The 23503-nt window shown below is 67.6% G+C and carries 21 protein-coding genes and 1 pseudogene; 13 read left to right on the top strand and 9 right to left on the bottom strand.

What is annotated here, in order from left to right:
* The first annotated feature begins 24 nt into the window (after nt 1-24).
* Entirely contained in the window at nt 25-1617 is a 1593-nt protein-coding gene (locus tag HBF26_RS15270; RefSeq protein ID WP_167128317.1) for an NAD(P)/FAD-dependent oxidoreductase, read from the top strand.
* Nucleotides 1618-1732: 115 nt separating this feature from the next.
* Here HBF26_RS15270 and HBF26_RS15275 read toward each other — a convergent pair whose 3' ends face one another.
* From HBF26_RS15275 to HBF26_RS15300, 6 genes are read right to left on the bottom strand one after another with little or no spacing between them, the layout of a single operon-like run.
* Nucleotides 1733-2167: a hotdog family protein gene (locus tag HBF26_RS15275; RefSeq protein ID WP_167128320.1), complete on the bottom strand. Its 435-nt coding sequence runs from the start codon at nt 2165-2167 to the stop codon at nt 1733-1735.
* On the bottom strand, nt 2142-4466 hold the full coding sequence (locus tag HBF26_RS15280; protein ID WP_338039685.1) for an MMPL family transporter: 2325 nt from the start codon (nt 4464-4466) through the stop codon (nt 2142-2144). Before HBF26_RS15280 ends, HBF26_RS15275 begins: the two co-directional genes overlap by 26 nt.
* Entirely contained in the window at nt 4463-5107 is a 645-nt protein-coding gene (locus HBF26_RS15285) for a LolA-related protein (protein WP_240151373.1), read from the bottom strand. Before HBF26_RS15285 ends, HBF26_RS15280 begins: the two co-directional genes overlap by 4 nt.
* Nucleotides 5031-5978: a lysophospholipid acyltransferase family protein gene (locus HBF26_RS15290; protein WP_167128326.1), complete on the bottom strand. Its 948-nt coding sequence runs from the start codon at nt 5976-5978 to the stop codon at nt 5031-5033. The genes HBF26_RS15285 and HBF26_RS15290 overlap by 77 nt, the downstream gene beginning before the upstream one ends.
* Nucleotides 5975-6283, bottom strand: a complete 309-nt coding sequence (locus HBF26_RS15295; RefSeq protein ID WP_167128329.1) for an ApeI family dehydratase — start codon at nt 6281-6283, stop codon at nt 5975-5977. The genes HBF26_RS15290 and HBF26_RS15295 overlap by 4 nt, the downstream gene beginning before the upstream one ends.
* 55 nt (nt 6284-6338) lie before the next feature.
* Complete coding sequence (locus tag HBF26_RS15300) at nt 6339-6611, bottom strand: phosphopantetheine-binding protein (protein WP_167128332.1); 273 nt, start codon at nt 6609-6611, stop codon at nt 6339-6341.
* Between the two features lie 178 nt (nt 6612-6789).
* Here HBF26_RS15300 and HBF26_RS15305 point away from each other — a divergent pair, with 178 nt between their 5' ends.
* Nucleotides 6790-7779 carry a chorismate transformation FkbO/Hyg5 family protein gene (locus tag HBF26_RS15305; protein ID WP_240151374.1) on the top strand — a complete coding sequence of 330 codons (990 nt, stop codon included), beginning with the start codon at nt 6790-6792 and terminating at the stop codon, nt 7777-7779.
* 120 nt (nt 7780-7899) lie between these two features.
* On the opposite strand, the gene glmU is transcribed toward HBF26_RS15305, so the two are convergent.
* Together glmU and HBF26_RS15315 are read right to left on the bottom strand one after the other, a co-directional pair.
* On the bottom strand, nt 7900-9279 hold the full coding sequence (gene glmU / locus HBF26_RS15310; RefSeq protein WP_167128335.1) for a bifunctional UDP-N-acetylglucosamine diphosphorylase/glucosamine-1-phosphate N-acetyltransferase GlmU: 1380 nt from the start codon (nt 9277-9279) through the stop codon (nt 7900-7902).
* A gap of 66 nt (nt 9280-9345) precedes the next feature.
* Nucleotides 9346-10422 carry an AsmA family protein gene (locus tag HBF26_RS15315; RefSeq protein ID WP_167128338.1) on the bottom strand — a complete coding sequence of 359 codons (1077 nt, stop codon included), beginning with the start codon at nt 10420-10422 and terminating at the stop codon, nt 9346-9348.
* A gap of 401 nt (nt 10423-10823) precedes the next feature.
* On the opposite strand from HBF26_RS15315, the pseudogene HBF26_RS15320 reads away from it, so the two are divergent.
* The 9 genes and pseudogenes from HBF26_RS15320 to ilvN all read left to right on the top strand — a co-directional run.
* Nucleotides 10824-12011: pseudogene (locus tag HBF26_RS15320) on the top strand (2-isopropylmalate synthase); the annotation flags it as partial.
* Nucleotides 12012-12063: 52 nt separating this feature from the next.
* Nucleotides 12064-13011, top strand: coding sequence for a branched-chain amino acid transaminase (locus tag HBF26_RS15325; protein WP_167128344.1), 948 nt, complete (start codon nt 12064-12066; stop codon nt 13009-13011).
* Nucleotides 13008-14423: a 3-isopropylmalate dehydratase large subunit gene (gene leuC / locus HBF26_RS15330; protein WP_167128347.1), complete on the top strand. Its 1416-nt coding sequence runs from the start codon at nt 13008-13010 to the stop codon at nt 14421-14423. The genes HBF26_RS15325 and leuC overlap by 4 nt, the downstream gene beginning before the upstream one ends.
* A complete protein-coding gene (gene leuD / locus HBF26_RS15335) occupies nt 14420-15016 on the top strand; it encodes a 3-isopropylmalate dehydratase small subunit (RefSeq protein ID WP_167128350.1) in 597 nt (198 codons plus the stop codon). The genes leuC and leuD overlap by 4 nt, the downstream gene beginning before the upstream one ends.
* Nucleotides 15013-16080 carry a 3-isopropylmalate dehydrogenase gene (leuB, locus tag HBF26_RS15340; RefSeq protein WP_167128353.1) on the top strand — a complete coding sequence of 356 codons (1068 nt, stop codon included), beginning with the start codon at nt 15013-15015 and terminating at the stop codon, nt 16078-16080. The genes leuD and leuB overlap by 4 nt, the downstream gene beginning before the upstream one ends.
* A 26-nt stretch (nt 16081-16106) precedes the next feature.
* Entirely contained in the window at nt 16107-17837 is a 1731-nt protein-coding gene (gene ilvD / locus HBF26_RS15345) for a dihydroxy-acid dehydratase (RefSeq protein ID WP_167128472.1), read from the top strand.
* 144 nt (nt 17838-17981) lie between these two features.
* Entirely contained in the window at nt 17982-19007 is a 1026-nt protein-coding gene (ilvC, locus tag HBF26_RS15350; protein WP_167128356.1) for a ketol-acid reductoisomerase, read from the top strand.
* A gap of 163 nt (nt 19008-19170) precedes the next feature.
* Nucleotides 19171-21033 (top strand): biosynthetic-type acetolactate synthase large subunit, encoded by a 1863-nt coding sequence (gene ilvB, locus HBF26_RS15355; protein ID WP_338039686.1) that lies wholly within the window; start codon nt 19171-19173, stop codon nt 21031-21033.
* Nucleotides 21034-21035: 2 nt separating this feature from the next.
* Nucleotides 21036-21377 (top strand): acetolactate synthase small subunit, encoded by a 342-nt coding sequence (gene ilvN, locus HBF26_RS15360; RefSeq protein WP_167030412.1) that lies wholly within the window; start codon nt 21036-21038, stop codon nt 21375-21377.
* On the opposite strand, the gene HBF26_RS15365 is transcribed toward ilvN, so the two are convergent.
* A complete protein-coding gene (locus HBF26_RS15365) occupies nt 21362-21961 on the bottom strand; it encodes a short chain dehydrogenase (RefSeq protein ID WP_167128359.1) in 600 nt (199 codons plus the stop codon). The two genes, ilvN and HBF26_RS15365, sit on opposite strands and share 16 nt — an antisense overlap.
* Nucleotides 21962-22120: 159 nt before the next feature.
* Between HBF26_RS15365 and HBF26_RS15370 the strand changes: the two genes are divergently transcribed.
* Both HBF26_RS15370 and ubiA read left to right on the top strand, forming a co-directional pair.
* On the top strand, nt 22121-22279 hold the full coding sequence (locus HBF26_RS15370) for a hypothetical protein (protein ID WP_167128361.1): 159 nt from the start codon (nt 22121-22123) through the stop codon (nt 22277-22279).
* A 187-nt stretch (nt 22280-22466) separates the two neighbouring features.
* On the top strand, nt 22467-23357 hold the full coding sequence (gene ubiA / locus HBF26_RS15375; protein WP_338039687.1) for a 4-hydroxybenzoate octaprenyltransferase: 891 nt from the start codon (nt 22467-22469) through the stop codon (nt 23355-23357).
* The last annotated feature ends 146 nt before the right edge of the window (nt 23358-23503 follow it).

Below are 23503 nucleotides of genomic sequence, written 5' to 3' on the forward strand. Positions count from 1 at the left end.
AGAAGCACACAAGGGGTGGAACCGATGGATCGCAAGCCGCACGACGCCGTCATCCTTGGCGGAGGCCTGGCCGGCCTCACGCTCGCCATGCAGCTCAAGGGTGCCTACCCCGACATGGACATCGTCGTGCTCGAACGGCAGGTCCGGCCGCTGCCCGAGGCGGCACACAAGGTCGGCGAATCCACCGTCGAGATCGCCGCGCACTACTTCGGCGACACGCTCGGCCTCCTGCCACATCTGGAAGAGGCCCACATCCGCAAGTTCGGCTTCCGGTTCTTCTTTTCCGAAGGCTGCGACCGGCTCGAAGACGTCACCGAGCTCGGCGTGAGTGCCGTACTGCCCACACCGAGCTACCAGATCGACCGCGGCATTCTCGAAAACTTCCTCGGCGACGAAGCTCGTCGCCGCGGTATCGATTTCCGCGAAGGCGTCACCGTGCGTGGATTCGACATCGGCAGCGACGACACACTGCATACCGTGCGTTTCGTCGACGGCGAAGGCGAAGCGAGCCTGCAGGCTCGCTGGCTGCTGGACGCATCCGGCCGCGCCGGCCTGATGCGCCGCAAGCTCGACCTCACGCGCGACAACGGCCACCGTGCCAACGCCGTGTGGTTCCGCATCGGCGAGCGCCTGGCGATCGACGACTGGTGCGACGACCCCGAATGGAAAGACCGCTGCCATCCGCCGGAACGCTGGCGGTCCACGAACCACCTCGTGGGTCCGGGCTACTGGGTCTGGCTGATTCCGCTGTCGTCCGGCGCGCATTCGGTCGGCATCGTGGCCGACGCGGAAATGCACCCGCTGGAGGGCATGAAGACCTTCGACCTCGCGCTCGCATGGCTGGAAGAACACCAGCCCGTGGTCGCACGGCACGTGGCCAGCCAGCGTGAAAAGCTGCTCGACTTCGCTTTCTTCCGTAACTTCTCCTACGGCTGCGCCAGGATGTTCTCATCCGATCGCTGGGCACTTACCGGCGAAGCGGGCGCGTTCCTCGATCCGTTCTACTCGCCGGGCAGCGATTTCATCGCCATCGCCAACACCTACATCACGCTGCTGGTCGGGCAGGACCGGCGCGGCGAGGCCGTGGCCCCCTATGCGCGCCACTACGAACGGATGTTCTTCTCGTTCTACGAAGGCACGCTGCGCATGTACCGCGGACAGTACAACCTGTTCGGCGATCCGGAAGTGCTGCCGGTGAAGGTGATCTGGGACTACGCCTACTACTGGGGCGTGCTCTGCCAGCTCGTGTTCCAGGAGCGCCTGGGCGACGCCGCCTTCGTCACGCGCATGGCGCCGGAGCTCGCGGAATCGGCCGAATTGAACACGACCATGCAGACGTTCTTCCAGCGCTGGCACGCGGTGTCCGAACGGCGGAACGGCCGGAACATGATGGACCAGCGCGATCTCACCTGGTTCGCCGACATGAACGCCACGCTACACGACAGCCTCAACGACGACACGCTTGCGCTTCGCCTGCGCGACAACGTGCGCATGATGAAGGCGCTCGCGTCCAGCATCGTGGAACAGGCGGCAGCCGAGCACCCGTCGGTGGTCGAAGGCTACGAGCACCTTCTGCACGGCGAAGGGCGGCTGGAACTGTTCGCCCGGGTGGCCTGAGCGGGGGCGTCTCGTTCTGTGAGACGGCACCGGCGGAGAATGCCCCGGTCGGCCCGGAGGGGCCGGTCAGGCTCCTCATCAGTCACCCTTTCCCTCTGCCCCTCCGGGCCGTCGATCACATCTGCGGATGGATGACGGCCGCGCGGCCCGACGCGATCTCGAGCCCTTCGTGGCAAATGCGGAACACGTACTGGGCGCCGGCATCGTCGGCCAGCAGGCACTCGGCGTGGACATCCAGGGTGCCAGCGAGCGTGTCCACCCTCTCGACGGAAAGCTTCACGCCGCGCAGGCTCACGAGCATGCCGGGGCGAGGTTCCGTGCGGCCTTCCGCCTGTCCGCGCAACGCACCGTGCACGGCCATGGCCTGTGCACCGTATTCGGCCAGGTGCACGGCATGCAGGCCGTGCTCGCCGCGCAGAGGATGCGACGCCAGTACATGGCTCGTGCTCACTGCGTGGATCGTCGAGGCGTCCCACGCCAACACGCCGTCGAGCAGGCACATGTCGCCCGCATGCGGAACGAGGTCAATGAAGTCGGTCTTGGCGAGCATGCGGAGCCATCAGGATCGATAGACAGAAATGGAAGCCGACGCCCAGCGCCACAGTGAGGCCGATGGCGCGCAGCACCGGGATCGACGACCAGGCGAGCATGCCGAACACGAGCAACGCGGCGATGACGCACACCACCGTGGCATGCAACGTGCGCCGCTGCTCGGCCGGATCGCCCGTGTCGCGCTCGAAGAAAAGCGCATAGTGCAGGCCCAGGCCCGCGGCGAGGATCAGTGCCACGAGGTGGAAAAGTGACACGGGAATGCCCGCCATGCGCTCCACCGCCAGCACGAGGAACGTGGCGAGCGTCATGGGCGCCAGCACATGCCATGCGCGGCGGATGCTGCGCAATGCCAGGGTGATGGTGACGAACAGGAGCAGCGTGGCCGCCAGTACCGCGTGCAGGATACGCGTGCGGTATGCGGCGACGAGCGACTCCGAGGCCTCCTTGAGATCAAGCAATCGCGCACTGGGATCGGCCGACGCGACCGCGGCGGCCACAGCGGCCGCATCGTGCACGCCGCTCAGCGTCGACAGTCCGACCCAATGATCGCCCCGCGCCGAAAGCATCGCGGCGAGGCGCTGGCCCAGCGGCGATCGCGCAAACATCTCCGGCGTCAGCAACGGGGCTGTGCGGGCGGTTTCCACGTCGTCGACGAACGGAGCGAAAAGGTCCTTGCGGAACGGAAGACCCTGGAGCGCCGCGGTCAACGCGGCATCGAGCGTGGGACGGTCGGGCAGTTTCGCCTGCCGCGCACGCTGCGTCGCCAGGTCGGGCAAATAGATGGACGGCAGCTCGAAACCGTCCAGCGCCTTCGCGGCCACCTGTTCGCGCAGGCGCGGCTCCAGCTTTGCCGATGCCGTCAACACGGCGTCCGCCGTCTTTGCCTGCACCACCAGGAGGTAACGCACATCGGGCGCACCGAGTTCGCCACGCAGTCGCGCGTCGGTCATCAGCAGGTCGCGCGGCAGGGGCGTGAGCGCCGAAAGATCGTTCTGCCAGAAGGGACCGGGGGCGAATACGATCATCGCCACCACGGCGGCGGCGATGGGAATCGGCAACCAGCGCGGACGCGGCAGGGCATCCAGCCACGCGCGGAAGGCGGCCAGCCCAGGCATGCCGGCAACATCGCGGGCATGCTCCGGCAACAGGTAAGGCAGTGCGTAGCGGGTGCTGAAGCCCGCGGCCAGCAGGCCTGTGATCGTGAACACCGCCAGTTGCTTCAAACCGCCGACGCCGGACGCGTAGAAGGCAAGGTAAGCGATGCACGCGGAAGCGATGGCGGTGAGCAGAAGAGGCCACAAACCACGCACGCTGGCGACGGCCGATTCGCCTTCGCGGCGGTGGCTGAGAAGGCGGATCGGGTATTCCTGCGCTACGCCGAGCAGGGTGAAGCCGAAGGCCAGCGTGATCCCGTGCACTTCGGGAAAGCAGACCGTCAGCATCGCGATGCCGGCCAGTCCACCCGTCGCCACAGGCAAGGCGCCCAGCAGGAGACTGCTCACGCTCCGGTAGGCGGCCAGCATCAGCACGATGAAGCCGATGGTCGAGATGCGGCCGATCCAGTCGGCCTCGTCCCGCGTCTGCGCATTCACCATCACGGTGAAATAGCCCGGGCCGGTGATCGTGAGATGCGAACCACCGCTGCCCGGCAAGGCGGCGAACGCCGCCCGCAATTGCCCGATGGCCTGTTCCTGCGCGCCGGGGTCGAAGCCTGCACCGCGCGTCTGCGCCAGCAGTAAGGCTTCGCCGCGCGAAGAGAACCACACGCCTTCGCGCACCTCCGGCGAGCGCACGGGCGTCCATCGTTCGGCGAGCTTCAGCGTCTCGAGTGTGGGATCGCGCGGCAGCAGGCCTTTGAGCAAGGTGGCCGCCGGCGAGCCCAGGTCGTCGAGGCGTTGCTGCAGCTGGTCGGCGAGGTAGGCCTCGTCGAACGACTCCGTATCGAGCGTCGGCGAGAGGAGGTAGCGGTAAGGCAGCAGCGCGCTGTCGAGCATGCCGACGTCGAAGTCGCCGTTCACCACCTGGGTGAACGCGGGATCCTTGCGCAGCGCCTGCGCCAGCCCGCGGCTGAGCGAGGCCTTCGCGGCGTCGTCGCCGCCGTCGATGGCCACGAGCAGCAGGCGCGAGCCAGGACCCTCGCCCACCTGCTCCATGAGCAGCTTCTGATCGGGCGTGGTCGGTGCCGGCATGAAACTGCGCAGGTCGGTGCCGACCTTCAGCTGCGTGGCGACCAACGCTCCGAGTAACGCGAGGACGACGATCCAGGCGACGAGCAGACCGAGGCGCGCGCCCCTCACATTGCGCCGCCGCACTGCGCGATGAGGCCCTCGCGGGTGGGTTCCGCCGGCATCTTCGCGGCGAGGTCGCCCAGGAGATCGATGGACGTGTCGCCGTCGCTTTCGTCCATGCGCATGCAGCGGGCGAGCTGGCCGGTGCCGTAGACGTGGATGCCGGCGATCTGCTTCGCGATGCGCGCGTCGCGCGGGGTCAGGGTAAGGCGCCAGCGGTCGGCATCGCGGCCGAGCGTGACATCGAACGACTGGCCGAGGCGCGACGGATCGCCCGCCAGAAGGGCGACGAAGCTGTCGAGCAGCACCTGCAGCTGCGGCGCCCGCTTCAGCGAGAAGCTGCGCGGCTTCTTGCCTTCGCGTTCCTGGGTCACCTCGCCGTCGGCGATGGTCGAGACTTCCTTCGTGGGCGTCTCGACACGGCGTTCAAGGCGGTCGCCGCCGAGCCAGGCGAGTTCGCCCGACACCACCAGCGGCTTGTCCAGCACACGCATGAAACGCGCTTCCGCGAATGGCGTGCGCGCAGGGGCCGGACGATTCAGGCTGGCGATCAGCGCTTTCGCATCGTCCGCGTCAGGCGTCGGAGTGGCGAGGCAGGTGAGCGGCAGCAGCAGGCTCGTCAGCAGGGCCAGTTTCTTGCCAGAAGTCATAGAAATTGAACCAGTTGAAGGGATAAAGGCGGGCGTAGTGCTCCACCCGGGCAGCGTACCTTGCCACGAGGGCCTCGAGCATGGCCGCGCGCTGGCCGCGCGGAATGTCGATACCGTCGGAAAACGCCTCGAAGATCAACCGGTAACGGTTGCCGCCGAGATAAATGCCCATGCACAGCACCACGGGAATCTTCAACGCCGCGGCCAGCAACCAGGGCCCGGCCGGAAATGGCGCGGGCTTGCCCAGGAACGGCACCCGGCACACAGTTTCGTGGCGGTGCCCCCGGTCGGCAAGGAGGGCCACCATGCCGCCCTGCGCAGCGCCTTCGGCCATGGCGAGCGCCACGGAGGCGCCACCGCGCGAGGCGTCGATGACCGCCGCGCCCACGTCCGGCGCAAGCGCCTCGAGCACTGCCGTGAGGGCCGGGGTCTTCTGCTTGTCGAGGACCACGCGCAGCGGGACGTCGGGACGGCGGCCGCCCAGCGCGCGCAGCGCTTCGAAACTGCCCTGGTGGGAGCCGACCAGCAGCACGCCGCGGCCGGCGTCGATGCAACGATCGAGCGCATCGAGGCCTTCCACCTCCACGACGAAGTCGCGTTCGCCGCGCGCCAGGAAGAACAGGCGGTCGAGCAGCGTGGCGGCGAACATGTGAATGTGCCGGAACACGTCGTACGCCGTCACCGGCCGGTGCAACACGCGGGCGAGGTAGGCACGCGAAGCGGCGCGTTCGTCGCGCCGGCGCAGGAAGAAATAGAACGCGATCGGATACAGGAGCACGCGCGCCACACCGCGCCCGAGGCGCAGGGCGATCGTACGGATCAGCCAGATGGCGAACCAGCCGCCGCCCTCGCGCTGCTGCCAGTGGCTCATGCGGCCTCCAGCGTGCCGCGCAGCAGCATGTCGCCGCCCCGGCGCACCGTGAAGCGGAAGCGCGAATCGCCCGCGGCCACGAGTTCCAGCTCGGCGTCCTCGTCGGGCAGGAGCGGCGCGACGAACTTCGCATCCACCACCTGGCGCACGGTGAGCCCTCGCCACGCGCGCAGGGCCTCGGCCGCGGCCTCCAGCAGCAGGACGCCGGCCACGATGGGCCGGCCGGGGAAATGGCCGGCAAAGCTCGGGTGCGCCCCCGCGAAACGCAGCGGACGCACGCAGGACGCGTGGTCGGATTCGGTCATCGACATCTCCGGGCGAAGCAAACCACGCCCTGGGAAAGTGCGGCCTGAACGGCGATCAGGCGGCGGCGCGATGCTGTTCGATATGCTCCGACAGCGTCCGCAGGCTCGTGAAGATGGTGCGATTGTCGGGGTTGTCGGACTTCAGCTGGAAGCCGTAGCGCTTGGAGACGGCCAGCGCGATCTCCAGGGCATCGATGGAATCGAGACCCAGATCGCCGCCGAAAAGCGGGGCTTCCGGGTCGATTTCCTGGGGTTTCACCGATTCGAGGTTGAGGCTGGTGACGATGAGTTCGGCCAGTTCTTTCTGTGCTGCGGTCTGCGTTGCCATTGATGTTTCCAGGTCCTGGATATTCCTGCCTCCCCCCGGATGGCAGCGGCCGCGGAGTTTATCACAGGGGTCTTAGCCCCAGCTTCGCAGCCGTTCAGGCGGGCGTATGCGGATCGTTCACGCCGCGGCGCGGGAACGGGACGATATGATGGCCCGACTGCGTTTGACGGAAGACTCGATGCTCCCAGGAAGCGAAATGCGCGAGGCCGCGCGCCACACCATCCATGCCGCGCCGGCTGTCGGCTACGTGCCGGGAACGGCGGTGCTTTCGCCTTCCACGCTCGCTGCGTTCGGATTCGGCACCCCCGGTACGGGGCCCGACGACCCGCGCTGGCTGCGCGTGGCACTGGCGCCCTTGGGGGAGCCGGCGAGCGAAGTCTGGGAAGTGAACGGTGAAGTGGTGGCCGGGCGCGAGGGCGAATTGCGCTGGTCTCGCGGGGGCGGCTGGCTGTTCGCCGCCGTGGAGTGCCATGAGGAAGACCACGGCGGCACGGAAGGCGCAGCGCGTCACGCCTACCGCCTGCTGTCGGGCTTCGTCGCCGGTGCGGCGGAGCAGCACGTGCAGCGGATATGGAATTACCTCGGCGCGATCAACGAGGGCAAGGACGACGACGAGCGCTACAAGCACTTCTGCACGGGCCGCATCGGTGGCATGGGCGACGTATTCGCGCAGGGTTTCCCCGCGGCGACCGCCATCGGCCACCATGCGGACCCAGGCCTTCTGCAGGTCTACCTGCTCGCCACCGACCGTCCGGGCACGCGCGTGGAAAATCCTCGCCAGGTAAGCGCCTGGCGCTACCCGCGCCAGTACGGCCGCACGCCGCCCAGTTTCGCCCGCGCCACACTGCTGCCGGCCGGCGACGCACTCGCCATCTCCGGTACCGCGGCCGTGGTGGGCCATGCGTCCGCGCATGCCGGCGACATCGAGGCCCAACTGGCCGAGACGCAGCGGAACCTCGACGCACTGCTCGCCGCCGGCGGCCTCCCCGGCGGATTCGGCGCCTCGGCGCCGCTGAAGGCCTACGTGCGCCATCCCGAACATGCCGACGCGGTGCGGGCCTTCGCGGAGACACACTTCCCGGATGCACCGCTCGTGCTGCTGCATGGCGACATCTGTCGCGCCGAGCTGCTCATAGAGATCGACGGCTGGCGCTATCGGCACCCCTGATACCGCCGTTCGGCACCACGTAGGAGCGCGCCCTGCGCGCGACATCTTTTCGCGACAGTGTTCAAGCTGGCGCGCCAGCTCCGAGGCTTCGCGAAAAACTGTCGCGCGCAGGGCGCGCTCCTACGAGCGTTTGGTCGGGCGATGCCAGCCTTCGACGGTCGTCTGCCGTGCCCGGGAGATTGTCAATTCGCCGGCGGGGGCGTCTTTCGTGATGACCGAGCCGGCACCAATGGTGGCTCCGGCGCGGAGGGTGACCGGCGCCACCAGCGAGCTGTTCGAACCGACGAAGACGCCGTCCTCGATCGTGGTGCGGCTCTTGTTCACGCCGTCGTAGTTGCACGTGATGGTGCCCGCGCCGATGTTCACCTTGCTGCCGATCACCGCGTCGCCGAGATAGGTGAGGTGGTTCGCCTTCGAGCCCTGCGCGACGGTCGCATTCTTCGTTTCGACGAAGTTGCCGATGTGTACGCCTTCGGCGAGATCGGTACCGGGGCGCAGACGCGCAAACGGGCCGATCGTGCAGGGGCCGTGGGTGACCACGCCGTCGAGATCGCAATGGGCCAGCACCACCGTGCCCGCGGCCAGCCTCGCGTTGCGCACGCGGGTGAAGGGACCGATGCGCACGTCGTCGCCCAGGGTCACTTCTCCCTCGAAGATCACGTTCACGTCCACCTCGACGTCGCGCCCGGCGGTGACCGTGCCGCGCACGTCGAGCCGGCGCGGGTCGGCCATGCGTACGCCTGCCAGGGCGAGTTCCCGCGCGCTGCGCTCGCGGAACAGGGCTTCCAGGTCGGCGAGCTGCCATGGATCGTTCGCCCCCGACGCCTCGGTGGCCTCGCAATCCACGCAGGCGGCCGGCGAGCCTTCGCTCGCGGCCATTTCGAAAACGTCGGTGAGGTAGTACTCGCCTTGCGCGTTGTCGTTGCCCAGTCGCCGCGTCCAGGCCAGCAGCCTGGCGGCGTCGGCGGCGACGATCCCGGTGTTCACCAGATCGATGGCGCGCTGCGCCGCGCTGGCGTCCTTTTCCTCGACGATGTGGCGCACGTGACCCGCGGCGTCCAGCACCACGCGGCCGTAGCCCTTCGGATCGGCCAGCCGGGTGGCCAGCATCGACAGGCCTTCGCCGGCGGATACGAGGGTCGAGAGCGTCGCCGCACGGATGAGCGGCACGTCGCCGTAGAGCACGAGCACCCGGCCTTCGATCCCACCGTTTGCCTCCATCGCTTCCAGCGCCGTGCGCACGGCATGGCCGGTTCCCAGGCGCTCGCGCTGTTCGATCCAGTCGAGCGAGGTGTCGCCGGCGAAGGCCTGGCGCACCTGTTCGCCGTTGTGGCCGTACACCACGTGGATGCTCTCGGGTCCGAGCGACCGGGCCGCGTCGATCACGTGGGCCAGCAGCGGCCGACCGGCGAGAGGCATCAGCACCTTCGCCTTTGCGGACTTCATCCGTTTGCCCTCGCCGGCGGCGAGGATGAGGACATGGAGAGGTGTGGCGGTCATGGATTCGGCAGCCTGCCTTGAGCGAGGGGCGCACTTTCGCGCGTTTGCCCCGCCCTGCCAAGTCGGCTACTCGTCCTTAGGCCGCTCGGTCAGGTGCTCCAGGCTGGGCTTGTACGCTTCCACGAACGCGTTGCGCAGAATACCCAGGATGGCCTCGATCGGCGAAACGTTCCTGTCGCCGATCGTGCCCGAGATCGGCACGCGCGTGGCGAACTGGTCCTTGGACTGGTTCTTGAAGATCTTGGTGACGCCTTCCGCCACGGCCTCGTAGGCAAGCTTGAGCGGATTCTTCTTTTCCTGTTCGACGTCCTGCTTCCAGCTGAAGATCTTCAGTCCGTGGAAAAGGGGCTTCGCATAGCCTTCCAGCCGACGGTCGCGCGCCTGCAGCTCCATGAAGAAGTCGCCTTCGCCGCCAGCGAAATCCAGCCCGCTGTATGCGCGCGCGAGATCGTTAGCCTTCACCAGCTTGATGTTGCGAACGCTCAGCTCGTAGCGGAAGTCGCCGGTCTCCTCGAGCGGGTCGAACTCCGCCCGCGTTTCCAGCGGGGCATCGCCCAGCACCTTGGCCGTGGCATGCATGTGCGCCACGCGCGAGCCGCCCTCGCGCTGCACGTTGGTGAGGTTCGTGGCGGTACCGTTCACCTCGGTCATCTTCAGGTCCACCTTGGGACTGGAGACGAAATTGTGGAAGGTGACCGTACCGTTCATGACGTTCAACTCTTCGATACGGGTCGGCACCAGTGCGCGCAACTGCGCGCGCCAGTCGACGCCCTTACCCGTCTGTGTGTCGCCCTCGCCGCGACCGTCGACGAAGTTCAGCACCGGCTCATAGAAATCCACCTTGCCGCGCAGGCGACCGCGCGAGAGGGCCAGCCAGCTCAGGGAAATGTCGGCGCGCGCCGTGTCGAAGAACGGCACCGGCACCTTGCCGTCCACCTTCTGGATCGTGAGGTGGTCGATCGAATACGCCCCGCGCCATAAGTGGATGTCGATGTCGGCGATATGGCCCGAATAGGCGCCCATGCGCGAGAGCCTGCCGTTGAGGTAATCGAGCACGACATAGGGCAGCGCGATACGGCCGACGATCAGTACGACGGCAATGACACCGATGATCCAGAAACTTCGACGATAACGGGTTCGCATGGGGGAGAGACACCGTGGGCGGACTGAGCGAGTGTGACGGCCGGGTGGTCGTCATTTCATGAATTCGGAAGTCTGGACATCCAAAGTCCTAGGAAAATGGTTCCAGACGAAAGTGTTGACAGCCGTTGACGAACCGGCATACCTTCGACGACATGACGCAGCGCAACACCCATGGCCGCTTTGCCCTGAACCGACTTACGTCGGTGGTCGGCAAGCTGCGTCTCGGCAGCGGCCTCCTTCTTATTAGCCTTGTACTTATTACCTGCGGAGGTGCGGGCTGAGGGCAAGTGTCCAGGTGAAATAAGAAGCAAAACCTGAAGACTCCCAAAGAACCCCGCACCCGGTAACGGATGCGGGGTTTTTTATTGCCCGGCCCGCCTCATTCACGAGCGGAGCCAGACATGAATCCAGCAAACCAGGGCAGCACCGACGCCGTCGACAGCGACGTAGGCGGGCGCGTGCGCATCTTCGACACCACCTTGCGCGACGGCGAGCAGGCCCCCGGCTTCTCGATGGACCGGCGCGCCAAGCTGCGCATGGCGCATGCCCTGGAGGAACTCGGCGTCGACATCATCGAAGCCGGCTTCCCGCAAGCCTCTCCCGACGACTTCGCCGCCGTGGCCGAGATCGCGAGGACGCTGAAAGCACCCACGATCGCCGCACTGGCCCGATGTCAGGATGTGGACATCGACAGTGCGGGCAAGGCGCTGCAAGGCGCCAGGCATTCACGGATACACCTGTTCCTCTCCACCTCCCCCCTGCACCGCGAGCACAAGCTCGGCAAAAGCCGGCAGGAAGTCATCGACATCGCCGCCTCCGCCATCCGGCGCGCCAAGGCCCTCGTTCACGAAGTCGAATTCTCCGCCGAAGACGCCCTCCGCACCGAACCCGACTTCCTCGCCGAAGTCTTCTCCGTCGCCGTCGAAGCCGGCGCCAGCGTACTCAACGCCCCCGACACCGTCGGTTACGTCACCCCTTCCGAGATCCACGCCATGTTTACCTACCTGCGCGAGCACGTACGCGGGGCGGACAAGGTGATGTTCTCGGCCCACTGCCACGACGACCTGGGCATGGCCGTCGCAAACACCCTGGCTGCCATCTCCGCGGGCGCACGGCAGGTCGAGTGCACCATCAACGGCATCGGCGAACGCGCCGGCAACGCCGCCCTGGAAGAAGTGGTGATGGCGCTGCACACGCGCCAGCCGCTGTTCGGCGTGGAGACCGGCATCGTCACGCAACGCCTGTTCCCCACCTCGCGCCTGCTCGCCGAAGTCACCGGGCAACCCGTGCCGCGCAACAAGGCCATCGTGGGCGACAACGCCTTCGCGCACGAGTCGGGCATCCATCAGCACGGCATGCTGAAGCATCGCGGCACCTACGAAATCATGCGGCCGCAAGACGTCGGGGCGAAGACCTCGCTGGTCCTCGGCAAGCATTCCGGCCGTCACGCGCTGCGCCAGCGCCTCGAGGAACTGGAGTTCGAGGTGGACGAAGCCACGCTCGACACCGTCTTCGAGAGTTTCAAAAGCCTTACAGACAGACAGCGCTCGATCACAAACGATGACCTCGTCGCGCTGATGGACAAACACCAAAACCCCAACCACACCGCCGCCGTCGCGGTCGAGTCCTGAAGGAGCACCCATGGAAGCCCCGACCCATCTCTGGCACAACGGCCGCATCAAGGCCTGGGCCGACGCCACCGTTCATGTGGGCGCGCATGCGCTGCACTATGGCTCCTCCGTGTTCGAAGGCGTGCGCGTGTACGCCACCCCGGACGGTCCGCGCTACTTCCGCCTGGAGGAACACACCGAGCGCCTGTTCCACTCGGCGCGGGTGTACGACCTGTCTATGCCTTACGACGCCGCGACCATCAACCGCGCGTGCCGCGAGGTCATCGTCGCCAACGGCCTGACCTCGGCTTACGTCCGCCCCATCGTGTTCCGCAGCGGCTTCACCTTCAGCCTCGCGCCGTCGCTCGACACGGCGGTGGACGTCGCCGTCATCGCCCTGCCCTGGGGCGCCTACCACGGCGCCGACGCCATCGAGAAAGGCGTGGATGTGTGCGTGTCGTCCTGGAATCGCGCCGCACCGAACACCTATCCCAGCGGCGCGAAGGCGGGCGGCAACTACCTCAACAGCCAGCTCATCGCGCGCGAAGCGGTGAACGGCGGTTATGCCGAGGGCATCGCCCTGGGCACCGACGGCCTGCTGAGCGAGGGTGCGGGGGAAAACCTCTTCGTGGTGCGCAAGGGCGTGATCCACACGCCGCCGGCCGCGTCGTCCATCCTCTGCGGCATCACCCGCGACACCGTGCTGACGCTCGCACGCGAACGCGGTTACGACGTGGTGGAGCAATCCCTGCCCCGCGAAATGCTGTACTTCGCCGACGAGGTGTTCATGACCGGCACGGCCGCGGAAGTCACCGCCGTGCGCTCGGTGGATCGCAAACCCGTCGGCTCCGGCCACCCCGGTCCCATCACGCGGCAATTGCAGCAGGACTTCTTCGGCCTGTTCGACGGCCGCACGGAAGACCGCTGGGGTTGGCTCACGCCTGTCGAGGAAGTCACCGCCGGGAGGGCCGCCGCATGACGCCGCGCACCCTCTTCGACAAGCTGTGGGACGCCCACCAGGTCAAGGCCGAGACCGAGAGCACGCCGGGCGTGCTGTACATCGACCTGCACATGGTGCACGAGGTCACCTCGCCGCAGGCGTTCGACGAGCTTCGCGCCCGCGGGCTGAAGGTGCGCCGTCCCGACCGCACGCTGGCCACGCTGGACCATTCCACACCCACGCTGCCGCCGGATGCCGACGGCAAGCGCCCGTATTACACGCAGGAAGCCGAAGCGCAGGTCGCCCGGCTGGAAGCGAACGTTCGCGAGTTCGGCATCGACCTCATGGGCTGGGACAGCCCGCAGCGCGGCATCGTGCACGTGGCGGGGCCCGAGGTGGGCGCCACGCAGCCCGGCATGACCATCGTCTGCGGCGACAGTCACACCGCCACGCATGGCGCCTTCGGCGCGCTGGCGTTCGGCATCGGCACCACCGAGGTCGGCCATGTGCTGGCCACGCAGTGCCTGCTCCAGCGCAAGCCGAAGTCGTTCGCCATCCATGTCGACGGTGCACTGCAACCCGGCGTCACGGCGAAAGACCTGATCCTGCACATCATCGGCACGATCGGCATCGGTGGCGGTACCGGCCACGTGCTGGAGTACACCGGCGAGGCCATCCGCGCCATGTCGATGGAAGAACGCATGACGGTGTGCAACATGTCCATCGAGGCCGGTGCGCGCGCAGGACTCATCGCGCCTGACGACACCACGTTTGCGTGGCTGGAGGGTCGCGAGCGCGTGCCCAAGGGCGCGGCTTGGGAGCGCGCGGTCGCCCACTGGCGCACGCTCCCCACCGACGAGGGCGCCACATACGACCGCGAAGTCCGCATCGACGCCTCGTCGATCCAGCCGTCGGTCACCTATGGCACGCATCCCGGCATGGTGGTGCCTATCCATGCGCCGGTGCCTGCCGCCGCCGACGCCGTGGAGCAGCGCGCCCTCGACTACATGAAGGTCACCGCGGGCAAGCCGATCGCCGGCGAGGCCGTGGACGTCGTGTTCATCGGCAGCTGCACCAATGGCCGCCTGTCCGACCTGCGCGCGGCGGCCGGCATCCTGCGCGGCCGACGCGTCGCCGGCGGCGTGCGCATGCTCGTGGTGCCCGGTTCCGAACAGGTGCGCCGCGACGCCGAACGCGAAGGACTGCACGAGATCTTTCGCGCCGCCGGCGCCGAATGGCGCGAACCGGGTTGCTCGATGTGCATCGCCATGAACGGCGACCTCGCGCAGCCGGGCCAGCTCGTGGTCGCCACCAGCAACCGCAACTTCGAAGGCCGCCAGGGCAAGGGCGCGCGCACCGTGCTCGCCAGCCCCCTCGTCGCCGCCGCTTCGGCCGTCGCCGGCCGCGTGACCGATCCCCGCGAATACATGAACCAGGAAGCCGCCGCATGAGCAGCACCAGCCGCCCGCTCGCCTACGTGCACTCCCGCACGGCAGTGCTGCGCAACGAAAACATCGACACCGACCGGATCATCCCGGCCCGTTTCCTTACCACCACCGAGCGCACCGGCCTCGGCAAGCACTGCTTCGAGGACTGGCGCTACGCCGCCGACGGCAGCGACGATCCGGCCTTCCCGCTCAACCAGCCACAGGCGCGCGGTTGCAGCATCCTCGTGGCCGGCCGCAACTTCGGCTGCGGCTCGTCACGCGAGCACGCGCCATGGGCCCTGCTCGATTACGGCATCCGTGCGGTCATCTCCAGCGAGATCGCGGACATCTTCCGCGGCAACGCCCTGAAGAACGGCCTGGTCGCCATCGTGATCAGCGAAGCCGAGCATCGCTGGCTGCTGGACAACCCCGGCGTGGAACTGCGCATCGACATCGCCGAAGGCACCATCCGCCTGCCGGACGGTGGCGTGGTCCGCTTCGACCTCGACGCCTTCTCCCGACACTGCCTGCTCAACGGCGTCGACCAGTTGGGCTTCCTCCTGCAGCAGCAGGCCGACATCGCGGCCTACGAACAGCGGACGGAGGAAGCGGCATGAAGGCTTCGATCGTCGTACTGCCCGGTGACGGCATCGGCCCCGAAGTGGCCTCCGCCGGCGTGGCGGTGTTGCGCGAAGTGGCGCAGCGCTTCGGCCACGACTTCGCCTTCGCCGAACACGCCATCGGTGGCGATGCCATCGATCGTTTCGGCGACCCGCTGCCGCCGGTGACGCGGGAAGCCCTGCTAGCGGCCGACGCGGTGCTGCTCGGCGCCGTGGGTGGACCCAAATGGTCCGACCCGAACGCTCCGGTGCGCCCGGAACAGGGGCTGCTGGCGATGCGCAAGCTGCTCGGCGTGTTCGCCAACGTTCGCCCCCTGAAATTGCACCCCCGTACCGCCGCGCTGTCGCCGTTGAAGGCCGAGCGTACGAAAGGCGTGGATCTGGTGTTCATCCGCGAGCTCACCGGCGGCATCTATTTCGGCGCAAAAACCCGCAGCGACAACGATGCCACCGACGAATGCCGCTACAGCGTGGAAGAGGTGGAGCGCGTGGTCCGCCATGCCTTCGATCTGGCGCGCACGCGCCGCCGCAAGGTCACCTCGGTGGACAAGGCCAACGTGCTCGAAACCTCCCGCCTGTGGCGCTCGGTCGCCACACGCGTGGCCGCCGATTACCCGGATGTCGAACTGGAGCACCAGCTCGTCGATTCCATGGCGATGCACCTGCTCACCCGCCCGGCGGACTACGACGTGATCGTGACCGAGAACATGTTCGGCGACATCCTCACCGACGAAGCCTCGGTCCTGGCCGGCTCCCTCGGCCTGTCGCCGTCGGCATCCATCGGCGGCCCGGGTGCCGGCGTGTACGAACCCATCCATGGTTCGGCGCCCGACATCGCCGGCCAGGCGCTCGCCAACCCGCTCGGCACCATCCTCTCCGCAGCGATGCTGCTGCGTCATTCGCTGGGCCTCACCGAAGAAGCGGCAGTCGTCGAAGCGGCCGTCGATCACGTGCTGGAGCACGCCAACCTCACCCGCGACCTGGGCGGCAGCGCCACCACGCATGCCGTCACGCGCGCCGTCCTGGATGCCTGTGCCGCCAAAGCGGAGGAAGCCGCATGAACACGAAAAAGATCCCCATCCGCACGCTGCGCAGCGACGCGATCAAGACCGGCCCGGACCGCGCACCCGCGCGAGCGATGCTGCGTGCCACCGGCCTCGACGACGAAGCCATCGCCCGGCCGATGGTCGCCATCGTGCATAGCTGGTCGAACGTCTCGCCGTGCAACCTCAACCTGCGCGAGCTGGCGGAAGCCGCTGCCGAAGGCGTGCGCGCCGCGGGCGGCACGCCGGTGGAGTTCAACACCATCGCCGTGACCGACGGCATCGCCATGGGTACGCAGGGCATGCGCTCCTCGCTGGTGAGCCGCGAAATCATCACGGACTCCATCGAACTCGCCGTCGACGGCCACTGCCTCGACGCGATGGTGGTGCTGTGCGGCTGCGACAAGACCATACCCGCGGCCGCGATGGCGCTGGCCCGGCTGAACATCCCGGGCGTGGCGCTTTACGGCGGCAGCATCGCGCACGGCAGTCGCAACGGCTGCCCGATCACGGTGCAGGAAGTATTCGAGGCCGTGGGCGCGCATGGCGCGGGCAAGATCGACGACGCCGAACTCGACGACGTGGAACGCCACGCGTGCCCAGGCGCGGGTGCGTGCGGCGGCCAGTTCACCGCCAACACCATGGCGATGGTGCTGACCACGCTGGGCCTGACGCCGGTCGGCCTCAACGATATTCCCGCCACCGATCCGGCGAAGCGCGACGCGGCGTACCGCTGCGGCGAACTTGCCATGGCCTGCCTGGAGGCGAACCGGCGTCCCCGCGACGTCATGACTCGCGCCGCCTTCGACAATGCCGCGCGCATGGTCGCGGCCACCGCCGGCTCCACCAACGCCGTGTTGCACCTCCTGGCCATCGCCAACGAAGCGCGCGTGCCGCTGTCCATCGAGGACTTCGAACCCGCGTCCGCCCGCACGCCGGTCATTGCCGACCTGAAACCCGGCGGCCGCTTCAGCGCCGTGGAACTCACCGCCGCCGGCGGCACCGCGGTCGTGGCGCGCGAACTGCGCGAAGCCGGACTCATCGCCGACGCGCAGACGGTCACGGGCCGCAGCCTGTTCGCCGAACTGGATGCCGCGCCCTCGGCCACCGAGGGGCAACAGGTGGTGCGTCCCGTTGCCCACCCGTTCAAGCCGCGCGGCGGCTACAGCATCCTCTACGGCAACCTCTCGCCCGAAGGCTGCATCCTGAAACTCGCGGGTCACGGCCGTACCAGCCATGCGGGCCCGGCGCGCGTGTTCGAGAGCGAGGAGGACGCGTTCGCTGCCGTGCAGGCCGGCCGCATCCGCGCAGGCGACGTCATGGTGATCCGCAACGAAGGGCCGGCCGGCGGTCCCGGCATGCGCGAGATGCTGGCGGTGACGGCCGCGCTGGTCGGCCGGGGCCTCGGCGACGACGTGGCGCTCATCACCGACGGCCGCTTCAGCGGAGCCACGCACGGTTTCATGGTGGGCCACGTCGCGCCGGAAGCGGCGCGCGGCGGTCCCATCGGCCTCCTGCGCGAAGGCGACGCGGTCTTCATCGACGCCGCCACGCGCGAACTGCGCACCGATGCCGACCTGGCCTCGCGTCGTGCGGCATGGCGGCCGGCGGCGCCCAAGGTGACGCGCGGCGTTCTCGCCAAGTACGCCCGGCTGGTGGGTTCCGCGGCTGAGGGTGCCGTCACGCAAGCGTTCGACGACGCACCCGCCGTCGCGACGCGGGCCCGCCGCGAATTCGAAGACGAAGACCTCACCCAGGAGCTGATCGGCAACTGATTCGCCTGTAGGAGCGCGCCCTGCGCGCGACAACCGTTCGCGAGGAGCAACAGGCCCTGTTGCTCCTCGCCCCAAAACATGTCGCGCGCAGGGCGCGCTCCTACACCACACCTTTCCAGTTCGACCTATCCGAGGAGAACCACCATGACCGATACCCAAGCCACCACCGCCCCCCTGCAGAACGCCCGTATCGCCGTGCTCGGCTACGGCAGCCAGGGCCGTGCCCACGCGCTCAACCTGAAGGATTCCGGCCTCGACGTCGTGGTCGGCCTGCGCCCGGGCGGCCCATCGTGGCGGCGCGCCTACCTCGACGGCTTCGCCGTCGCCGAGCCGGCCGATGCGGTGCGCGGCGCCGATCTCGTCGCGGTGCTCACCCCCGACATGACCCAGCCGGGCATCTACAAGGACGCCATCGAAGCCAACATGAAGCCGGGCGCCACCTTGCTGTTCGCGCATGGCTTCAACGTGCACTTCGGCCAGATCCAGCCGCGCGCCGACATCGACGTGGTGCTCGTGGCACCGAAGGGCCCGGGTGCGCTGGTGCGTCGCGAATACGAAATCGGCCGCGGTGTGCCCTGCCTGTACGCCGTGCACCAGGACACCACCGGCAAGGCGACCGAACGCGCCACCGCTTACGCGGCCGGCATCGGCGGCGCACGCGCCATGCTGATCGAGACGGACTTCAAGGAAGAGACCGAAACCGATCTGTTCGGCGAGCAGGCCGTGCTCTGCGGCGGCGCTTCCGAACTCGTCATCAAGGGCTTCGAGACCCTCGTGGAAGCCGGCTATCGCCCGGAGATCGCCTACTACGAGGTGATGCACGAACTGAAGCTGATCGTCGACCTCTTCTACGAAGGCGGCATCGCGCGAATGCTCGAGTTCATTTCCGAGACGGCGCAATACGGCGACTACACCCGCGGTCCGCGGATCGTCGATGCGGACACGAAGGAACGTATGAAAGCGGTGCTCAAGGAGATCCAGGACGGCACTTTCGCCCGGGAATGGACGGCCGAATACAACGCCGGCCTGCCGAACTACAAGGCGTACAAGCAGCGCGATCTCGAACACCCGATCGAAAAGGTGGGCGCGAAGCTGCGCGCACGCATGCCCTGGCTCGCCGCGAACCAGCCGAAGGCTCAGCCGGAGCCGGAACCCGTGAAGGCACCCTAGCCGACACGGGTTGTGGGAGCCGCTTCAGCGGCGATCCCGCGGCAGCGGGCCGGGTTGCCGCGAGCACCCATCGCCGCTGAAGCGGCTCCCACACAAAGCAAGCAGACGTCAAGCCTTCCACGCAAGGCCAACTTTCCTCAGCGCTTGAAGGAATACAAACATCGTGAACGCCCAACTGGACACCGTCGGCGACATTAGTCCCACGTCGACCCATCCCCTGGCCGGCCAATCCCTGACCGGCGCCGACATCGTCGTGCAGGTGCTCGCCGACGAAGGCCTCGATGTCCTTTTCGGTTACTCCGGCGGCGCCATCCTTCCGGTTTATGACGCCGTCTTCCGCTACAACGGCGTGCATACGCGCGACGACGGCAGCGAGCCGATGCCGTTGATCGTTCCTGCCAACGAGCAGGGCGCCTGCTTCATGGCGGCAGGTTATGCGCGCGCTTCCGGGCGCGTGGGCGTGGCGCTGGTCACCTCCGGGCCAGGTGCCACGAACGCGGTCACGCCTGTGCGGGATTCCATGGCCGATTCCATACCGCTGGTGGTGATCTGCGGCCAGGTGCCCACCGCCGCGATCGGTACCGACGCGTTCCAGGAGGCACCGATCAGCACAATCATGGGGTCCTGCGCCAAGCATGTGTTTCTCGTTACCGATCCGACCACGCTGGAAGCCACCTTGCGCACGGCATTCCATATCGCACGCAGCGGTCGGCCCGGCCCGGTGGTCATCGACATTCCGAAGGACGTGCAGAACGCGGTGTCGACCTTCCACGGCAGTCACGAACTGCCCGTGCGCGGCTACCGTTCGCGCCTGCACGCCGTGGAGTCGGCAACCATTCCCGACGACCATTGCGCGCGGTTCTTCGATCTCCTGGGCGCGGCCAAGCGCCCCCTGATCTACGCCGGAGGCGGCATCATCTCCTCCGGCGCGGCCGATGCCCTGCGCGACTTCGCGCACGAATACGGCATTCCGGTGGTGACCACGCTGATGGGGATCGGCGGCTTCGATACCACCGATCCGCTGTCCCTCGACATGCTCGGCATGCACGGCGCGGCGTATGCCAACTACGCCATGGACGACTGCGACTTCGTGCTCGCCCTCGGCGCCCGCTTCGACGACAGGGTGGTGGGCGTCCCGGACAAGTTCGCGCCGCGAGCCCGTGCCATCGCGCAGATCGACATCGATCCGGCGGAAATCGGAAAGGTGAAGGCCGTGGAGTGGCACCATGTGGGCACGCTGGACCAGTCGCTCGATCGTCTGTCCACGTATGGACGAACGAAGGGCATTCGCGGCGACCATGCGGCGTGGCATGCCCATGTCGCCGCGCTGAAGGCCAATCACGCCATGGATTTCTGCCGCGACGGCACGAGCATCCAGCCGTGCGCGGTCATCGAGGCCGTCAACCGTATCACCGACGGCCGGGCCGTGATCAGCACGGGCGTCGGACAGCACCAGATGTGGGCCGCGCAATACTTCGACTTCCGCGAGCCGCGCCTCTGGCTGACGTCCGGCTCCATGGGCACGATGGGCTTCGGCTTGCCGGCAGCGATCGGCGCGCAGTTCGCGCGCCCCGATCGCATCGTGATCGACGTGGACGGCGACGCCAGCATCCGCATGAATATCGGCGAGCTGGAAACCGTCACCACGTACAACCTGCCGGTGAAGGTGGTGGTGTTGAACAACAGCGGCGACGGCATGGTTCGCCAGTGGCAGAAGTTGTTCTTCAAGGGGCGCTTCTCGGCATCGGACAAGAGCCTGCACAAGAAGGACTTCGTTCGCGCCGCCGAGGCGGACGGATTTCGCTGGGCGCGTCGTCTCGACAACCCTGCCGACATCGACAGCGTCGTCGCCGACTTCCTGGCCTTCGAGGGCCCGGCCTTCCTGGAAGTGGTGATCGATCCCGATGCCGGTGTGTATCCGATGGTGGGCCCCGGTGCCAGCTACGCGGAAATGATCACCGGCGACTGGATACCCAGCCGCGAGCGTCCCGTGACCCGGGCCGCCGAACCGACGGGAATGTTCTGACGATGCGCCACCTGATTTCCATGCTGCTCCAGAACGAAGCCGGCGCGCTGGCGCGGGTCGCCGGCCTGTTCGCCTCGCGCGGCTACAACATCGAATCGCTGCTTGTCGCACCCACGCGAGACGCCGACGTGTCGCGGCTCACGCTCGTGGTCGACGTGGACGAGGCGGCGGTCGAGCAGATCGTGAAGCAGTCCGCAAAGCTCGTCGACGTGATCGAGATCGCTGACCTCGGTGGCAGCGACGCAACGGCGCAAGCGTCCCTCGCTGCCTTCCAGGCGGCGCTGCGGCACGCGGACGACATCGTGGAACGTGTGCGGGGCGACGCGGCTTACCAGACCTTGTAGACCTGCCCGGTCTGGCGACCCTCGACCGACCGCGCAAACGCGAGTGCCGCGCGCGCGGCCGGCACCGGTTCGAAGCCACGGAAGAACGGCCCGTAGCTTCCCATCGATTCCGTAAGAACGTTCGGGCTCACCGCGTTGATGCGGATGCCGCGAGGCAATTCGATGGCAGCCGCGCGCACGAAGGCCTCGACGGCACCGTTCACCAGGCTGGCGCAAGCGCCGGCCACGATGGGCTGCTCGGTGAGGATGCCGGTGATGAGGGTGAAGGAGCCTCCGTCGCGCAGACGCGGCGTGCCTGCCTGCACCAGGCGGATCTGACCCATGAGCTTGTCCTGCACGCCCGCCAGATACTTCGCTTCGTCGAGTTCGGCCAACGGCGCGAACGGGACCTTGCCCGCGGCACATACCACGGCGTGGAGGTCGCCCACCTCGCGGAACATCGTCTCGACGCTGCCGGCATCGCGCAGGTCCACGCGCACGTCACCGTGCGAGCGGCCGGCGCGAACGATGTCGTGACGTGCGCCGAGCTCCTCGGCCACGGCCTGGCCCAGCGTACCGCCTGCTCCGATGATCAGGATCTTCATGATCGCTTCCTTCTGTCTGCAGCCGGCAAGGATACGCCGCAGGGCGTGAACGGGCGACGCGGCATGTTCCGACTCACCCTGGCTTTACGGCACGTACCCGGCTGCTTCACCTGACCGTGCCTAGGTTGGACTCCTTCCCCGCAAGACTACGGAGTCCCCATGCCGTACACACCGACCAACCCGCAGCCGCCTGTCGCCGAACCTGGCAAGAATCGTCCCGAGGGCGAGATCCGCCAGCCAGGACACTACAAGCCCGAGCGGGATGCCGACCCGGAGCCGCCGGTGGACGACGATCCGATCGAACCGCTGGAGCGCTGAACGTTTTGCGGGGCGATGTCGTCGCCCCGCCCCGTCGTCCACGCGGCGACCGCTGGGCTAGACTTCGCGGATGAGCCGCACGCCCCGCACCCCGCCCACCCGTCGCAAGAATCCCTCGGCAAACCGCAGGCCCTCGGTAGCAGCGGCGCCCGCGCGTCCCGCCGATGCGTCGACTACTGCCGAGCGCGTGCTCGCTTTTCTGCTGCGCGGCCTGCCGGCGGCACGACGCGACAAGATCCATGCCTATCTCGTGCTCACCCGGATGGACCGTCCCATCGGCGCGCTGCTGCTCCTGTGGCCTACCTGGTGGGCGCTCTGGCTGGCCGCGAAGGACTTTCCGCCTGTCGGGCCGCTGGTGATCTTCACCCTCGGCGTATTCGCCATGCGCTCCGCCGGATGCGCCATCAACGACTACGCCGACCGGAAGCTCGACCCCCAGGTGAGTCGTACGGCGGGACGACCGATCGCGAGCGGCAGGGTCAGTCCGCGCGAGGCGCTCTACGTCTTCGCGGCCCTGCTCGCGTTCTCGTTCGTGCTCGTGCTCTTCACCAATCGGCTCACCATCCTGCTGTCATTCGCGGGCGCGGCCCTTGCGGCCCTCTATCCCTTCAGCAAGCGCTACACGAACCTTCCGCAGGTCGTGCTGGGCGCGGCATTCGGCTGGTCGATCCCGATGGCGTTCGCCGCGGTTACCGATTCGGTACCCCCGCTGGCATGGTTGCTGTTCATCGGCAATATCCTCTGGTCGGTGATCTACGACACCGAATACGCCATGGTCGACCGCGAGGAAGACATCAAGGCGGGCGCCAAGTCCACGGCCATCCTCTTTGCCGACGCCGATCTGGTCATCGTGGGGGTGCTGATGGGCACCTTCCTGCTCACCATGCTGCTCGTGGGTACGCGTGCCGCACTGGCGTGGCCGTACTGGATCGCGCTGGCGGCGACCACTGGGCTCTTCGCCTACCAGCAGTGGATCATGCGCGACCGGGAGCGTGCCGCGTGCCTTGCCGCCTTCCGTCACAACAACTGGGTGGGCCTGGCCCTCTGGCTCGGCATCGTGCTCGCTCTCGCCCTGTGACCGTCGTCACGGCGTGAGCTGTCGATGACCATTTGTCTCGATTGAAATAGGGCCGTCATGAAAATTCAGCGATCCCGTCATCGCTGACGCATAAGTTCCTGCGGGTCGCGGACCCACGGAGTGGCCGCGGGCCGCCGCAAGCACGC

This window comes from Luteibacter jiangsuensis, assembly GCF_011742555.1.
Taxonomy (GTDB): Bacteria; Pseudomonadota; Gammaproteobacteria; order Xanthomonadales; family Rhodanobacteraceae; genus Luteibacter; species Luteibacter jiangsuensis.

Bases quoted from the DNA above. Each gene is read 5' to 3' on its own strand.
- HBF26_RS15270 (WP_167128317.1), top strand. From the start codon at position 25: ATGGATCGCAAGCCGCACGACGCCGTCATCCTTGGCGGAGGCCTGGCC.
- HBF26_RS15275 (WP_167128320.1), bottom strand. From the start codon at position 2,167: ATGCTCGCCAAGACCGACTTCATTGACCTCGTTCCGCATGCGGGCGAC.
- HBF26_RS15285 (WP_240151373.1), bottom strand. From the start codon at position 5,107: ATGACTTCTGGCAAGAAACTGGCCCTGCTGACGAGCCTGCTGCTGCCG.
- HBF26_RS15290 (WP_167128326.1), bottom strand. From the start codon at position 5,978: ATGAGCCACTGGCAGCAGCGCGAGGGCGGCGGCTGGTTCGCCATCTGG.
- HBF26_RS15295 (WP_167128329.1), bottom strand. From the start codon at position 6,283: ATGACCGAATCCGACCACGCGTCCTGCGTGCGTCCGCTGCGTTTCGCG.
- HBF26_RS15300 (WP_167128332.1), bottom strand. From the start codon at position 6,611: ATGGCAACGCAGACCGCAGCACAGAAAGAACTGGCCGAACTCATCGTC.
- HBF26_RS15305 (WP_240151374.1), top strand. From the start codon at position 6,790: ATGCTCCCAGGAAGCGAAATGCGCGAGGCCGCGCGCCACACCATCCAT.
- glmU (WP_167128335.1), bottom strand. From the start codon at position 9,279: ATGACCGCCACACCTCTCCATGTCCTCATCCTCGCCGCCGGCGAGGGC.
- HBF26_RS15315 (WP_167128338.1), bottom strand. From the start codon at position 10,422: ATGCGAACCCGTTATCGTCGAAGTTTCTGGATCATCGGTGTCATTGCC.
- HBF26_RS15325 (WP_167128344.1), top strand. From the start codon at position 12,064: ATGGAAGCCCCGACCCATCTCTGGCACAACGGCCGCATCAAGGCCTGG.
- leuC (WP_167128347.1), top strand. From the start codon at position 13,008: ATGACGCCGCGCACCCTCTTCGACAAGCTGTGGGACGCCCACCAGGTC.
- leuD (WP_167128350.1), top strand. From the start codon at position 14,420: ATGAGCAGCACCAGCCGCCCGCTCGCCTACGTGCACTCCCGCACGGCA.
- leuB (WP_167128353.1), top strand. From the start codon at position 15,013: ATGAAGGCTTCGATCGTCGTACTGCCCGGTGACGGCATCGGCCCCGAA.
- ilvC (WP_167128356.1), top strand. From the start codon at position 17,982: ATGACCGATACCCAAGCCACCACCGCCCCCCTGCAGAACGCCCGTATC.
- ilvN (WP_167030412.1), top strand. From the start codon at position 21,036: ATGCGCCACCTGATTTCCATGCTGCTCCAGAACGAAGCCGGCGCGCTG.
- HBF26_RS15365 (WP_167128359.1), bottom strand. From the start codon at position 21,961: ATGAAGATCCTGATCATCGGAGCAGGCGGTACGCTGGGCCAGGCCGTG.
- HBF26_RS15370 (WP_167128361.1), top strand. From the start codon at position 22,121: ATGCCGTACACACCGACCAACCCGCAGCCGCCTGTCGCCGAACCTGGC.